The organism is Roseovarius mucosus DSM 17069, assembly GCF_000768555.3.
Lineage (GTDB): Bacteria > Pseudomonadota > Alphaproteobacteria > Rhodobacterales > Rhodobacteraceae > Roseovarius > Roseovarius mucosus.
Window position 1 is genome coordinate 64,154 of sequence record NZ_KN293975.1, and the last position, 13,943, is coordinate 78,096.

Here is a 13,943-nt window from a genome sequence, read left to right on the forward strand (position 1 = left end):
GTTAACGATGTTTTAACGACAGGTTAACAGGTGTGGGATTTTCGCAGTTATTTGACCATCGATGCCGCAAACCGCTCGAAGAGGTAGAAACTATCTTGCGGGCCGGGGCTGGCTTCGGGGTGGTGTTGCACCGAAAAGACCGGACGATCCTTGATCCGGATACCACAATTCGAGCCATCAAACAAAGAGACATGGGTTTCGACCACACCGGCGGGCAGGGTCTGGCTATCCACGGCAAAGCCGTGATTCATCGAAGTGATCTCGACTTTGCCGGTTTCGAGGTCCTTGACCGGGTGATTGGCGCCGTGATGGCCGTGGTTCATCTTGATAGTCTGAGCGCCAAGCGCGAGTGCCAGCATCTGATGCCCAAGACAGATGCCAAAGAGGGGCAGCCCTGCCTCCAGCACGCCTCGGATCATCGGCACTGCATATTTGCCCGTTGCCGCCGGATCGCCGGGGCCGTTGGACAGGAATACGCCATTGGGGGAATGGGCCAGCACATCCTCTGCGGTGGCGGAAGCGGGCAGCACTGTGACATCGCACCCGGCACTTGCGAGGCAGCGCAAAATGTTACGCTTTGCCCCATAGTCGACTGCGACCACCTTGTGCCGCGCATCGGTCTGGCGGACATACCCCTCGGGCCAAGCCCACCGCATTTCATCCCACCGATAAGACTGCGCGCAGGTCACATCCTTCGCGAGATCCATGCCTTCGAGTCCGGCAAAGCTGCGCGCACGCGCCACCAGAGCCTCGACATCGAATTTGCCTTCGGGATCATGGGCGAGGGCCACATGCGGCGCACCTTGTTGACGGATGGCACGTGTCAGACGACGGGTATCGATGCCGCCAATCGCGATACGGCCCCGCCGCGCCAGCCAATTGATCAGATGTTCCTGCGCGCGCCAGTTGCTCGGTTCGGTCGGATCCCATTTCACGACCATGCCTGCGGCCACCGGCTCGGCCGTCTCGTCATCCTCGGGATTTACGCCTGTGTTGCCGATATGCGGAAAGGTAAAGGTCACGATCTGTCCGGCATAGCTGGGATCGGTCATGATCTCTTGATAGCCGGTCATCGCAGTGTTGAAGCAGAGTTCCGCTGTGGTCACACCCACTGCACCGAACCCGTAGCCATAAAACAGCGAGCCATCGGCAAGGGCAAGACAGGCAGTCGGGCGGGGGGTGGACGCTTGGGCCATGGGGGCGAGTCTCCGGCTCGGGCAAATTTGCGCATACCTACGGGGGGGGCGGGGTCGGGTCAAGGGTCTGATCGCGGCAGCGGGCGGCTTGCTCGGCGGTTGCCATCGCGGGGCGCTTGGCGTTAGGCTCTCTCTCTTGTGACGATCATGGGGATGACACGGAATGGAACTGCGTGCACGGGTCGATCAGGCCCTGAAACAGGCGATGCGCGACAAGGCGGCGGGCCGGTTGGCGACCTTGCGTCTCATCAACGCGGCGATCAAGGATCAGGAGATTGCCGGCCGCAGCGCGGACGGGGCAACCCCGGTCGGGGACGCGGAAATCATGGCTATTCTTGCCAAGATGACCAAGCAGCGCAACGAAAGCGTGCGCGCCTACGAAGAGGGTGGCCGGCTTGATCTGGCAGAGCGTGAGCGCGCGGAAATCGCGGTGATCGAGGAATTCCTACCGCGTCAATTGGCAGACGATGAAATTGCAGCCGCCATCGACAAGGCGATCGCCGATGTGGGCGCAAGCACGATCCGCGACATGGGCAAGATCATGGGCAAGCTCAAAGAGCGTCACGCAGGCCAGATGGATTTTGGCGCGGTCGGGCCGCAGGTCAAGGCGCGACTGGGTTAAGTCGTCTCAAGCGGGGGCGCTGTGCACCACCTTGACGCCAGAGAGAGCGGACTCAGCCGTTTTCATTTCCTCTGCGGACATCAAGCACATGGCCGTGCTGAGTGCATCAGCGATGGCGGCGCTTTTGGCGGTGACGCTGATGAGTTGCCAGCGTGCAGTTGCGGGGGCGCCGGTGCGAGGATCAAGGATGTGACCCGCTGTGCCCTCTGTGTCAAACACAGTGCCGCGTGGGGCGGAGGAAGCCAGAGCGCGATCGCGCAGGCCGATTTGCGGGCGGTCAGGCGCGTCGAGCGTCACGGACCAGTCGCCCCCCTGCGGATTGCCGCCAAGGGCGCATAATTCGCCGGTATCGATTAGAATGTCGTTCAATCCCTCGGTCTGCAAGAGATGCGCGATACGGTCCGCGATATAGCCCTGCGCAATGCCATTGAGCGTGAGCGCCATGCCGGGGCGTAATGTGATGGCTTCGGCGTCATAGCGTAGATCGTCCCATGCTCCATGGGCGCGGGCGGCGGCAATTTCGGCCTCTGCGGGGGCATTGCCTGCGCTGTAACTGCGGGCGTAGAGATCCCAGAGCGGTTGCACGCTTGGGTCAAACAGCCCCCCTGTTGCGCGGTGCGCGGCAGCGGCCTGAGACAGGCAATCCAGCAACTCAAAAGGCGGCGCGTCGAGATGACCGGCGGCGTTGAGTTGGCTGAGCGCAGAGGTCGCGCGATAGAGACTGAAAATCTGTTCCAGCCGTTCGATTTCGGCGCGGGCGCTCTCGCTGATCCGCGCCGCCTCGGGGTGGCAGAGCGTGATCGTGGCGCGTGCGCCAAGGGCATTGCCCTGCCAGCGGTAGAGCGGCGTGGCCTGCGCCCTGTGGGCAAAGGCGAGCGTTGCGGCGGAGATGCTCAGGAAACGGCGGCGAGAGAGGGTCATATCAGTTCTGCCTTTCACGGGACAGTTGGTTCAGGCGTGCCTCGAAATCGTCCTCTTCGGCGCGGTCGGTGCTGTCAGGCGCGATAGGCACAGCCGAGAGCACCTCGGCATCTGCAACCTCTGCCAGTCGCAGGACCTGCCCGCCCCGCATATCTGCAAAGTCTGAGGCATCCTTGGCGTCAAGAAACGGCACCAGTTCGGGCGCGTCCATGCCGCCCGTTGCATCCGAGCCGATGACATAATGCGCCGCCGTTGCGTCAATCCAGTTCTCGGCACCGGGATGCTCCCAACTGGCGGCGGGAGCGGCCATGTCGTTGACATAAATAGCGGTGATGGCGTGGCTCTGTTCGGGCATGCGCTGATAGGCGATGGCGTCGCGCACCTGACTGAAGAAGAGCGGATGATCCAAGCCCTCAAGATGCACCTGCGCCTTGGGGCCGGGATGCTCCAAGAGGTCCATCTGACAGTAGTGGCCGACGGCCTCGGCCGTCAGCGGCACGGGTTCGGGGCGTGTCGCCACATCTTCCTTGCAGGCCGCAAGGGTGATGGCCAAGAGGAGAAGCGGAAGCCATTTCATGGCGTGACCCTCCGCAGCGCGGCAACCGCCAGACCAAAGGCGCCAACCGGCCAGAGCAGGACCGAGATCAACGCATGGGCTGCCGGAATGGTCTGCGCCGCGCCGCCAAGGCCAGAGGCCGCTGCTGTCGCCTCGGAGGCCGCAAGGTTGTAGAGGCGGAAGGCGTCGGCGGGATTGGCCAAGAGGAGCCACGGCAGAGCATGGGTGGTAAAGACGCCGCCGCCATCCGCCACCACCGCTGCCAAGAGACCCAGATCATAAAGCACGACAAATGCCAGCCAGACGCCGATTGCAAGCCCCGCTGCCGCCCCCGGACGCCGGGCGATGGCCGAGAGCGTATAACCGAGTGCCAGAAACACTGCACCCAACAGTATCGAGGACCAGAAGAGGCGCACGAGCGCGGGCAGACCCGTCAGCGCCTCGGGATCTGTCGCAAGGGCGGCAATGGCGGCCAGCCCATAGCCTGCGCCGACCGCGATCGTCAGCACCGTCAGATGCGCCGCGAATTTTCCCATCAGAATGCCAGAGCGCGACACCGGGTAGGTCAGCGTGAGCGAGAGCGTGCCGCGCTCGACCTCGCCCGCCACGGCGTCAAAAGACATCAATAGCGCCATCAGCGGCACCAGATAGACGCCAAGGGACGTCAGGCTGGCCACTGTGACCGAGAGCGCATCCACGCCGACCTCGCCGGTGGGCGCGCTGCCTGCGGCCGAAAGGACAAGGGCAAAGAGCGCCATCAGCGCAACGGTGATCGTCACCCAACGATTGCGCAGCGCGACGCGGAATTCGGTGGCCCCAAGGGCGAAAACGGGGCGGATGAGGGCGGTCATTGATCATCTCTCCGGCTGAAATGGCTGTAGAGGTCTTCGAGGCTGGGGGGGATGATCTCGACATCCTCGATCAATCCCTTGAGGGCAGCGATATGGCCAAGGCGGGTCAGCTTTTCGTGGTGCGAGCAGGTCAGATCGACCATGACACCGTTGCGCCGCCCGCCTGCGAGTTGTGCGGCCACCTGATCCGCCGCGCCGGGATGCGCCGAGATTTGCAGGCGGATCGGCAAGGCGGCCTGACGGCGCAGGGCATGGAGCGTGTCATTGGCCATGAGGCGCCCTTGAGACAGGATCACGATCCGGTCGGTGCGGGCCTCGACCTCGGTCAGGGCATGGGACGAGAGCAGGATTGCGGCGCCCTCGGCGGCCAGACCGTCAAGGATAGCATAGAACTCGCGCCGCGACACGGGATCAAGGCCGCTTGTGGGCTCGTCCAGAATCAGAAGGCGCGGCTGTCCGATCAACGCTTGTGCAAGGCCGACCCGCTGGCGCATGCCCTTGGAATAGGTGCCTATGCGGCGGCGGGCGGCGTGGCCCAATCCCACACGCTCCAACAGGCCCATCGCCTGCGCCGGATCGCAACCGCGCAGGCGCAGGTAGAGGCGGATTTGTTCCAGCCCGGTCAACGCGGGATGAAAGGCCACGTTTTCGGGCAGATAGGCGGTGCCCTCGCGGGCGGCCTGACTGCCTGGTGCGGCGTCCAATACCTTGATCTGTCCCGATGTGGCGGGGATGAGGCCGAGGATGATCTTCATGAGCGTGGATTTGCCCGCGCCATTGTGGCCCAAGAGCGCCACCCGTTCACCAGGGGCGACGGTAAAGCCCACGGCGTCGAGCGCGGTCACGCCGTCGTAGCGCTTAGTGACTTGCGAGAGGGTTAAACGTGTCATCGTCATTCTTTCTGTTGCGCGCGTCTGTTATTGCTTTCGCTTCCATCGCGGCGATGTCATCGGGCACCGTCACGGTGACGGGCCGCATCAGGGGCGCGCTATCCAGCACGCCGCCGGGCAGGGAGGCGGGGAAATGTTTCTGGCTCCAGCGGATCAGTTGCACGGCAGGCGCGCCCATCAAGAGGCTGGCGGCGGGTTGCGACCACAGGATGTGGTCCATCAGGTCATTGGGGCGAAAGCCGGCATCGGCAATGCCGTCGCCATCCAGATCAAAGGCGGGATGGTCCGACCAGTAGTTGCCGCGCCCGTCATGACTCCATTCCACATCCTTGGTGCCGACGTACTTCACTTGGGTGCGGTTGCCGACAAAGGCGTTGCCGGTGATGGCGTTGCGTTCCGATCCAGCTGTGAAATGGATGCCGATCTCGCAGCCCTCGAACCGGTTGTCATAGATCAGGTTGCGGTGGGCGTTGTAGATAAACGTGCATTTCTCTGCCCCGCCACGCACGAGATTGCCGCGAATATCGGCGTTGTTGGCGTAGTTGAGCATGAGCCCATGGCTGCGGTCCGCGAGGCTGAGATTGTCATGCACGATGATCCGGTCCGAGAACATCAGTGCAAAACCCAGCGTATTGCCGATTGAGATATTGCCCGACACTTCTGAGTTGTTGGCATACATATAATGCACCGCAAACCGCAGGTCGCGCATCAGGTTGCGGCGGAATATGCCGTTGTTTGAGGCGTTCACGAAAATGCCGTCGCGGCCAAGGCGGATGTCGTTATCTTCGATGATCGTACCCGGCGCATTCCAGACATAGACACCGTTGCCCCGGCTGTTCATGTGGTGATCCGTGCGCCCGACAATTCGGTTGCCGCGCACAGTGGCATCCTTGGGCCCATGCACATCGACGCCGTAGAGATTGCCGAGGATGTCGTTGTCTTCGACCAGCACACGTGCAGCAGTTCGGGTGATCTGTACGCCGCTGTCGATGGCGTCATGGTCGCTGCCCGATCCAATCAGGGTGAGGCCGCGCACGGTAATATCACTGCCGGTTATGGTGATCACGCTGCCGGTGCTGCCTGCGTCGATGGTGGCCGTCCCTTGCCCGTCGAGTGTGAGGGCGCGGTCGAGTGTCACCGGGCCTGCGTGCAGGCCCGGCGCGAGGGTGAGCACATCGCCGGGCAATGCCCCGGCGATGGCAGTGGCAAGCGCCCCGATCTCAGCCGGTACATGCCGCTCGGCGGCGGCGACCGGGATCGCCACAGTGAGAAACAGGATCAGGCCAAGGATGAGGCGCAGCATGGCTCAGGCGCCTTTCGGTTCGACGAACATGCGGCCACGCATTTCCATATGCAGCGCATGGCAGAACCACTGGCAGTAATACCAGTAGACCCCCGGCTTGGCTGCGACAAAGGTGGTCGAGGCGGTGGCCTGCGGGGCGAGTTCCATCGCCACGCCGTGATCGCCCATGCAGAAGCCATGTGTCAGATCGTCGATGTCGTCGAGGTTGGTGACGATCACCGTCACCTCGTCGCCTTCCTTGACGGTGAAGCTCTCGATGCTGAACGAAGGGGCCACGCTCGACATGTAAACGCGCACCTTGTTGCCGTCGCGGATGATCGTATCGGTCCATTCGTCGATATTGACCCCGTCCTTTTCGGCCTGCGCGCGGGCATCTGCCCACATCGGATCGTTGCGATCCCAATTGTTACGCGGGTTCACGATGGAACGGTGGACAATGATGCTGTCATGCGGTTCAGCAAAGGTGGGGCCGTCATGAAGGAGTGTCAGGTTTGTGCCATCGAGCGAGAAGAGCTGCTCGTTCTCGGGCTTGAGCGGGCCGACGTTGAGGAACCGATCCTTGGAAAATTTGTTCATCGAGATGAACCACTTGCCATCCGCCTCCAACGTCTCACCCATCGAGGTAGAGTTGTGGCCGGGCTGGTAATGCACATCCACCTTGGAGCGGATCGGATCGACGGTTTCGCCCGCATAGGCACGCACCGCATCCTCAATGTTCCACATGACAACCTGACTATCGAGAAAGAGTGTGGTCAGGGCGTTGCCCTTGCCGTCAAACGCAGTATGGAGCGGTCCGAGGCCCAGTTCCGGCTCGGCCACCACGGCAGAGCGCGGGTCGGCCCCTTCGTAGAAGACCGCGTCAAGCTTGCGCACGTCGATCACCGACACCGTGGGCGAAAGCTTGCCCGCGATGCAGAGGTGGATCTTGTCGGGGGCCATGTTGCAGCCATGCGGGTTGTTTGGCACGGGGATGTAGCGCGTATAGTCCTTGTTCTGGCCTTTGCGCCCGTCGATCACCTTGACGCCGTTCAATTCTATGAAATCACCCGCAGCGATGCCTTTTTCGATCTCGGCGAGGTTGAAGACCACGACATGATCGCGTTCAGATTCGGTCATTTCCGGCAGCGAGATGCCCATTTCCGAATTGTAGCAGGTCGAGAAAGCATACTTGCCGTCATAATCGGCATCGGTGTTGTCGAGATTGCCCGAGACCATCACCTGCCACGCGACTTCCATCTTGTCGGCGTCGATGGCGGTGTAGAAGTTCACATATTGCGACGGATCGTCGAGGATTTGACCGTCATTGACCATCGGGCCCTCATCCTCTCCATTGGCAAAGACATAGTTGGTGCGCGGCCATTTTTGCGGACGCAGACCGTGGATGGCCTTGGCATTGGGGATTTCGAGTATCTTGTCGGCCTTCATCACGTCAAGGCGCACGCGGGCGACGCGGGTATTGGCCTTGTCGTTCATGAACAGGAAGCGCCCGTCATACTTGCCCTCGGTAAAGGACATGTGGACGTGGTGCAGGTCGCCATTGTCGTGTACCTTCTTGCCATTGGCGGCGAGGTAGTTCTTGGTGCGCTCAGACATCCCTTCGGTCAGAACCTTGAGGGATTCATTGGTCTGGCCCCAGCCGGTCGCGGAACACCGGTTGAACACAGGAATGCGCATGAATTCGCGCATTGAGGGAATGCCGAGGATACGCACCTCGCCGGTCTGGCCCGAGGACCAAAAGCCGTAATATTCGTCCAATTCGCCGGGCGCGAGATGAGATGAGGCTGCGGCGGCAGTGGCCTTGGTGGGGGCCGTTGCTGCGGCGGTTGCCACACCGGCCGCCCCGCCCAACAGCGCCATGCGCGACGCGCCTATTGCCCCAAAGGCCGCAGCGCCACCAGCGGTGGCCCCTAACAGGCCCCTGCGGCTGATCCCGGATTTCTTGGCATCGGTTGACATGATCATTGTCCTTTCTTCATGTTTGGGTGGTTTGCGATCATCCGGTCCAGCGCTGCCGCGCTGTCTGAGGCGCTCTTGCGGCGCTTCAGTTGTTTGATGACGACCGGACATTTGGTCTCCGACTGGTAGAGAACCTGACAGTGCATGCAGTTGAGGCACTCATTGGGGTTGATCTCTCCGGTCGGATGGATGGCCTGAACCATGCATTCATGGGCGCAGGTCTGGCAGGGGTTGCCGCATTCACGATAACGCTTGAGCCAATCGAACATGCGCAGCCGGGCGGGAATGGCGAGCGCCGCGCCAAGCGGGCAGAGGTAGCGGCAATAGAACCGCTCGACAAACAACCCCGCCGCCAAGAGGGCCAAAGCATAGGCGACAAAGGGCCAGGCGCGGGCAAATTTGAGCACGATGGCGGTCTTGAAGGGCTCGATTTCCGCGAGATGCTCGGCCTGTTCGATCGAGGCCAGAGATACCCCGAAAAGGCCGAGGAAAATCATGTATTTGATCGGCCAGAGGCGTTCATGCAGGCCCCAGGGCAGGGTCCATTGCGGCACGCCCAGCTTGCGCGCGATGCGGTTGGTCAGCTCTTGCAGCGCGCCAAACGGGCAGAGCCAGCCGCAATAGGCCCCGCGCCCCCAAAAGATCAGCGCTGCGGCGACTGCGAACCACAGGATAAAGGTCAGCGGATCGAGCAAGAACGCCTGCCAGCTGAAATCCGTGGTCAGCGCGCCAAAGAGCGCCATCAGGTTCACGACCGAGAGTTGCGCATTGGCATACCAGCCCAGAAACACCAGCGTGACCGTGAGAAACCCCATGCGGAACCATGTTGTCGCCCGCTCAGAACGCACGAGGTAGCTTTGGAAAAAGAAGGCGAGGGTGAGGATCGTGAGCATCGCGCCAAGACCTGCGATTTCGACAGCCTTGTCGCGCCAGATACGGGACCAGAGAGCGGTTTGCGCCGCGCTCTCGGTCACGGCTTCGGGGGCCACAATGGGCGCAGGACCGGCGACGGGACGCAGGTAGGCGGCCGGTAACTGATAGCCAAGATCGAAGGTGGTAAAGACCCGTTCGATGGCCGCCACGTCACGCTGCGACAGGAGTTGCAGGCGCCATGGCTCTGCGGGATCAAAGTCGGCATCGGCGGGGATCTTGAAAATATCCATTTCCGAGAGCATGGGCGCGCCATCGGCCATGATTTCGCCCACGCGGCGGTGGCCCCGGTCGCGAAAACGCACCGAATCCTCGCCTTGCACCAGAATGATGCGGTCGAACACGCCGCCGCGCACATAGCCCGATCCCTTGAAGGAATAGAGACCACGGGCGGCCACCAGAATGGCATGCTCACCCTCCTCTAGCCAATCGGTCAGATTGGCGAATTCCGCCTCGCCCAGCAGTCGCCGTCCGATGGCGGGCACGCTGATGAGCGTGGCATACATGTCGATATAGGTGTCGCTTTCGGGGGCGGTGATCGGGCGGGCGGCGGCGCGGGGATCGTCCATCCCGGCAAAGGCGGCATTGACCTGCCCCACATCCAGAGACATGCGGCGCAGCGTGCCATCCCCTGTCAGGGTGAGCCAGTCATCGGCGGCGTCTGCGTCAGGGTTCACCTCGAATTTCGGGCCGGTCGGGGCGGTGAGCGGCGCAAGGCCGCCCAAACCCAAAGCCCGCGCCACGCGAATGCCCGAGCGGGTGATTGAATCGTCGATCACCATGATGGTGACGGTCGCACCCGATATGATGTCAAGCTCATGCGCCGATCCGCCTGCTTCGGCCTCGGCGACCAGATCGAGGCCAACAAAATCCGCGACCAGTTTGGCCACTTTGGCCTCGGGGATGCCGATCAGAACGATGGGCTCAGAGTGTTTGACCAGCTTGACGCCGGTCAGCTTGGCATCAAGGCCGACAGCAACCATGACATGAATGGGTTTGCCGGAGTAGCCGGTGGTGCCCACGAAATCGGAGGTGATGAAGGCCCAGCCAATCGTTTCTCCGCCCCGCAGCACTGGGGCCACAGGCACGTCACTGCGCATCGCGCCATAGCTGTCAGCACCCTCGACCAGCGTCGCGGCGGGCACTTCGGCCAGATAAGTTGCAAGGTAGGGGGATTGCGCCTGCGCCGCCGAGGCTAAAGTCAGCAGAACGATCCAGAAGGCGGCGATACGCGCCAGAAGGGCAATCGCACATAGGCGCAAGAGGGAGGCAAAAGGCATCGGGTGGTCTTTCATGCTGTCGCTTTCGCGGCCGGGGGCGCGCGAATTTGAGCGATCAGTATTATTTCTGGATGATGTAGGTCTGCGCCGGGCTCTACCTGACCGGCACCTGTCACGCGCGGTGCATCAAGTTGAAACGGCGCGGTGACAACGGCGTGGGACCCGGTCTGTAAACAATGGTCGCACATTATCTTTTCGCAATGTGGCAGGTCTACCGGCGTGCCATCGCGGGCAAGATGGACGGTTTTTTCGCCCTCGGACCCGGCGCAGATCACCATCTGCGTCAGCGTGGCCTTGAACGCGGCAAGACCTGCCGCCCGGCCTGCGGTCACAGCGCCCGACGCCAAGGAAAGCGCAAGCATGCAAGTCAGCAGGAAAGGGGCATATATCCGGGTCATAGCGCAAGCATGTCTTGAGTCGCCGAAGCAGGCCTTGATATGGGTCAAATAAAATAACTCTTTTGTGATGTAGCGTGACAAGCTGACCACTTGCCATTTCCAACGCTTTCGGAATGATGTCAGGTATTCGGAGGTTGGTATGCGTCTAACAAAGTTTACAGATTATTCCCTACGTGTTCTGCTCTATGCCGCGACCCTGAAACCCGGTGAATTGACCACCATCGAGGAGACGGCAAAGCTCTATGACATCTCACGCGCGCATCTCAAGAAAGTGGTGTTGCAACTGATCCATGAGGGGTTCCTGGAGGGGGTTCGCGGGCGCAGCGGCGGTTTTCGGCTTGCACGGCCGCCGCGTGAGATCAACCTCGGGCAGGTGGTGCGCGGCATGGAACCAGAGTTCGCTTTGGCAGAGTGCTTTTCGTCCGACAACGCCTGTCGCATCACCAAAGGCTGTCGGCTGCCGATCGTGCTCAACCTCGCCCTGACCAATTTCCTTAACACTTTTGACGACTTCACGCTGGCTGATTTGGCAATTTCGCCGCGCTATTTCGATGTGCCGCAGATGGATCAGTATCCACGACGCGGGCCGCATATGGCCGATCCTGCCTGAGGTCGTGTCTTAACGCGCGGCCTCTTGGCCTTGGTTTCATCTGCGTTTATCACGGGCCTCTCAGATCATCCGAGGGGGCCCAGAGTGACAGACACAGCCGAGCATATCGCCCGCATTATCGCCGCTGAAATCGACGCGCGCCCAAATCAGGTAGCCGCCGCGGTGGGGCTGCTCGATGGCGGCGCGACCGTGCCCTTTATCGCGCGCTATCGCAAAGAGGTGACGGGCGGTCTCGACGATACGCAACTGCGCAATCTGGCTGAGCGGCTGACCTATTTGCGCGAGTTGGAAGCGCGGCGTCAGGTGATCCTGACCTCAATCAAGGATCAAGGCAAGCTGACAGAGACGCTCGCGCGTGCCATCGCCGGGGCTGAGACCAAGGCTGTGCTTGAGGATATATACCTGCCCTTCAAGCCCAAACGCCGCACCAAGGCGATGATTGCGCGCGAAAACGGGCTGGAGCCGCTGTTGCGGGCGATTCTGGCCGAGCGCTCTGCCGTGCCTGAGGAACTGGCCGCAGGCTATCTCAGTGACACCGTGGGCACCGTCAAAGAGGCGCTCGAGGGCGCGCGGGACATTCTGGCCGAAGAATTGACCGAGAATGCCACGCTTCTGGGCCGTTTGCGCGCGTTCATGCGCGCCGAGGCCGTCATCAGTGCCCGCGTTTTGGCGGGTAAAGAAGAGGCGGGGGCCAAGTTCTCGGATTACTTCGACCACCGCGAGCACTGGTCAAAAATTGCTTCGCACCGCGCCCTGGCTATTCTGCGGGCTGCCAAGGAAGAGATCGTGACACTCGATATTGCCCCGGATCCCGACACGGGCACCCCGCGGGCTGTGGGCATGGTCGAGGCAGCGATTGGAATTCCCGGCAAAGGCCCGGGGGACATGTGGTTGCGGGGCGTGGCCGCTTGGACCTGGCGGGTCAAGCTGAGCCTGTCGATGTATGTCGATCTGATGGGCGAGTTGCGCAACCGCGCCCATGACGAGGCGATCACCGTCTTCGCGCGCAATCTCAAGGATTTGCTGCTGGCCGCCCCGGCGGGACCGCGCCCGACCTTGGGTCTCGATCCCGGTATCCGCACTGGCGTAAAGGCGGCGGTGGTGGATGCCACGGGCAAGCTGATCGAGACTGCCACGCTCTATCCGTTTCAGCCCAAGAACGATCTGCGCGGGGCGCAAGTGGCGGTGCTCGAGATGGTGCGCAAGCATGGCGTGGAATTGATCGCCATCGGCAATGGCACCGCCAGCCGCGAGACAGAGCGTATGGTGGCGGAGGCGCTGAAACTCTTGCCGCAAGGGGCCAAGCGACCGATGAGCGTCATCGTGTCCGAAGCGGGGGCGTCGGTTTATTCCGCCTCGGAACTGGCGGCCAAGGAATTTCCCGATCTCGATGTCAGCCTGCGGGGGGCGGTGTCAATCGCGCGGCGGTTGCAGGACCCGTTGGCGGAACTGGTCAAGATCACGCCGCAGTCGATTGGTGTGGGCCAGTATCAGCATGACGTCGATCAGCGGCGGTTGGTGCAGGCGCTCGATGCCGTGGTCGAGGATGCGGTGAACGCGGTCGGTGTCGATCTCAACATGGCCTCTGCCCCGCTTTTGGCGCGCGTGGCTGGGCTGGGCGCGTCCTTGGCACAGGCCATCGTGGCGCATCGCGACAAGGAGGGGGCTTTTGCCTCGCGCAAGGCGCTGTTGAAGGTGGCGGGGCTGGGACCTAAGGCGTTCGAGCAATGCGCCGGCTTCCTGCGTATCCGTGACAGCATTGAGCCGTTGGACGCGACATCGGTGCACCCAGAGGCCTATGGCGTGGCGCGGCGGATCGTCCAGGCCTGTGGGCGCGATATTCGCGCCATCATGGGCACACCCGAGACGCTGAATGGTCTGCGGGCCGAGGATTTTGTGGACGATAAATTCGGTCTTCCCACAGTGCGGGACATCCTGGCCGAGTTGGAGAAACCCGGCCGCGATCCGCGCCCCAGCTTTGTCACCGCGCGGTTTGCCGATGGGGTAGACGATATCAAGGATTTAAAACCGGGCATGTTGATGGAAGGCACGGTTACCAATGTCGCGGCCTTCGGTGCCTTTGTCGATATCGGCGTGCATCAAGATGGATTGGTGCATGTCAGCCAATTGGCCGACCGTTTCGTCAAAGATCCGCATGAGGTGGTCAAGGCGGGTGATGTGGTCAAGGTCCGCGTGACCGAGATCGATGTCGCGCGCAAACGCATTGGCCTGAGTATGCGCAAGGAGGGCGGCGCGCCAGAGGCAAGGGGCGGCAAGGCACCCGACAAGGGCCAAGCATCGAAATCCGGCAAGCCGACGAACGCACGCCATAATGCGCCGGTGCGCGCCGCCAAACCAGAGTCTCAGTCCGGTCAAGGGGCCTTGGGTGACGCCCTTCGCGCGGCCATGCGCGGTAAAACCTAGGCTGTC

Annotated in this window: 12 protein-coding genes; 3 read left to right on the forward strand and 9 right to left on the reverse strand. The window is 62.0% G+C overall.

Annotation, left to right across the window (positions count from 1 at the left end; translation table 11 throughout):
• Positions 1-47: 47 nt before the first annotated feature.
• Positions 48-1,196, reverse strand: a complete 1,149-nt coding sequence (gene carA / locus ROSMUC_RS00335; protein ID WP_037268278.1) for a glutamine-hydrolyzing carbamoyl-phosphate synthase small subunit — start codon at positions 1,194-1,196, stop codon at positions 48-50.
• A gap of 163 nt (positions 1,197-1,359) precedes the next feature.
• On the opposite strand from carA, the gene ROSMUC_RS00340 reads away from it, so the two are divergent.
• Positions 1,360-1,818, forward strand: a complete 459-nt coding sequence (locus ROSMUC_RS00340) for a GatB/YqeY domain-containing protein (protein ID WP_037268281.1) — start codon at positions 1,360-1,362, stop codon at positions 1,816-1,818.
• A gap of 6 nt (positions 1,819-1,824) precedes the next feature.
• On the opposite strand, the gene ROSMUC_RS00345 is transcribed toward ROSMUC_RS00340, so the two are convergent.
• From ROSMUC_RS00345 to ROSMUC_RS00380, 8 genes are read right to left on the reverse strand one after another with little or no spacing between them, the layout of a single operon-like run.
• The gene (locus ROSMUC_RS00345; protein WP_037268283.1) at positions 1,825-2,739 is read right to left on the reverse strand and encodes an FAD:protein FMN transferase; all 915 of its coding nucleotides are present in this window, start codon (positions 2,737-2,739) and stop codon (positions 1,825-1,827) included.
• 1 nt (position 2,740) lies between these two features.
• Entirely contained in the window at positions 2,741-3,316 is a 576-nt protein-coding gene (locus ROSMUC_RS00350; protein WP_037268286.1) for a nitrous oxide reductase accessory protein NosL, read from the reverse strand.
• Entirely contained in the window at positions 3,313-4,146 is an 834-nt protein-coding gene (locus ROSMUC_RS00355) for an ABC transporter permease (protein ID WP_037268289.1), read from the reverse strand. The genes ROSMUC_RS00350 and ROSMUC_RS00355 overlap by 4 nt, the downstream gene beginning before the upstream one ends.
• Positions 4,143-5,036 (reverse strand): ABC transporter ATP-binding protein, encoded by an 894-nt coding sequence (locus ROSMUC_RS00360; RefSeq protein WP_037268290.1) that lies wholly within the window; start codon positions 5,034-5,036, stop codon positions 4,143-4,145. The genes ROSMUC_RS00355 and ROSMUC_RS00360 overlap by 4 nt, the downstream gene beginning before the upstream one ends.
• Positions 5,005-6,339 (reverse strand): nitrous oxide reductase family maturation protein NosD, encoded by a 1,335-nt coding sequence (locus tag ROSMUC_RS00365; protein WP_037268292.1) that lies wholly within the window; start codon positions 6,337-6,339, stop codon positions 5,005-5,007. Before ROSMUC_RS00365 ends, ROSMUC_RS00360 begins: the two co-directional genes overlap by 32 nt.
• A 3-nt stretch (positions 6,340-6,342) precedes the next feature.
• Positions 6,343-8,295: a TAT-dependent nitrous-oxide reductase gene (gene nosZ / locus ROSMUC_RS00370; RefSeq protein ID WP_037269721.1), complete on the reverse strand. Its 1,953-nt coding sequence runs from the start codon at positions 8,293-8,295 to the stop codon at positions 6,343-6,345.
• Positions 8,296-8,297: 2 nt separating this feature from the next.
• A complete protein-coding gene (locus tag ROSMUC_RS00375; RefSeq protein ID WP_245875078.1) occupies positions 8,298-10,505 on the reverse strand; it encodes a NosR/NirI family protein in 2,208 nt (735 codons plus the stop codon).
• A gap of 11 nt (positions 10,506-10,516) precedes the next feature.
• Complete coding sequence (locus ROSMUC_RS00380; protein WP_245875079.1) at positions 10,517-10,984, reverse strand: hypothetical protein; 468 nt, start codon at positions 10,982-10,984, stop codon at positions 10,517-10,519.
• Positions 10,985-11,042: 58 nt separating this feature from the next.
• On the opposite strand from ROSMUC_RS00380, the gene ROSMUC_RS00385 reads away from it, so the two are divergent.
• Together ROSMUC_RS00385 and ROSMUC_RS00390 are read left to right on the forward strand one after the other, a co-directional pair.
• Complete coding sequence (locus ROSMUC_RS00385; protein WP_037268299.1) at positions 11,043-11,513, forward strand: Rrf2 family transcriptional regulator; 471 nt, start codon at positions 11,043-11,045, stop codon at positions 11,511-11,513.
• Positions 11,514-11,597: 84 nt separating this feature from the next.
• A complete protein-coding gene (locus tag ROSMUC_RS00390; RefSeq protein ID WP_037268301.1) occupies positions 11,598-13,937 on the forward strand; it encodes a Tex family protein in 2,340 nt (779 codons plus the stop codon).
• Positions 13,938-13,943 lie beyond the last annotated feature (6 nt).

What these genes read in the sequence shown, in the direction of transcription:
- nosZ (WP_037269721.1), bottom strand. Translation starts at nt 8,295, where the DNA reads ATGTCAACCGATGCCAAGAAATCCGGGATCAGCCGCAGGGGCCTGTTA.
- ROSMUC_RS00350 (WP_037268286.1), bottom strand. Translation starts at nt 3,316, where the DNA reads ATGAAATGGCTTCCGCTTCTCCTCTTGGCCATCACCCTTGCGGCCTGC.
- ROSMUC_RS00340 (WP_037268281.1), top strand. Translation starts at nt 1,360, where the DNA reads ATGGAACTGCGTGCACGGGTCGATCAGGCCCTGAAACAGGCGATGCGC.
- carA (WP_037268278.1), bottom strand. Translation starts at nt 1,196, where the DNA reads ATGGCCCAAGCGTCCACCCCCCGCCCGACTGCCTGTCTTGCCCTTGCC.
- ROSMUC_RS00385 (WP_037268299.1), top strand. Translation starts at nt 11,043, where the DNA reads ATGCGTCTAACAAAGTTTACAGATTATTCCCTACGTGTTCTGCTCTAT.
- ROSMUC_RS00365 (WP_037268292.1), bottom strand. Translation starts at nt 6,339, where the DNA reads ATGCTGCGCCTCATCCTTGGCCTGATCCTGTTTCTCACTGTGGCGATC.
- ROSMUC_RS00375 (WP_245875078.1), bottom strand. Translation starts at nt 10,505, where the DNA reads ATGCCTTTTGCCTCCCTCTTGCGCCTATGTGCGATTGCCCTTCTGGCG.
- ROSMUC_RS00345 (WP_037268283.1), bottom strand. Translation starts at nt 2,739, where the DNA reads ATGACCCTCTCTCGCCGCCGTTTCCTGAGCATCTCCGCCGCAACGCTC.
- ROSMUC_RS00355 (WP_037268289.1), bottom strand. Translation starts at nt 4,146, where the DNA reads ATGACCGCCCTCATCCGCCCCGTTTTCGCCCTTGGGGCCACCGAATTC.
- ROSMUC_RS00360 (WP_037268290.1), bottom strand. Translation starts at nt 5,036, where the DNA reads ATGACACGTTTAACCCTCTCGCAAGTCACTAAGCGCTACGACGGCGTG.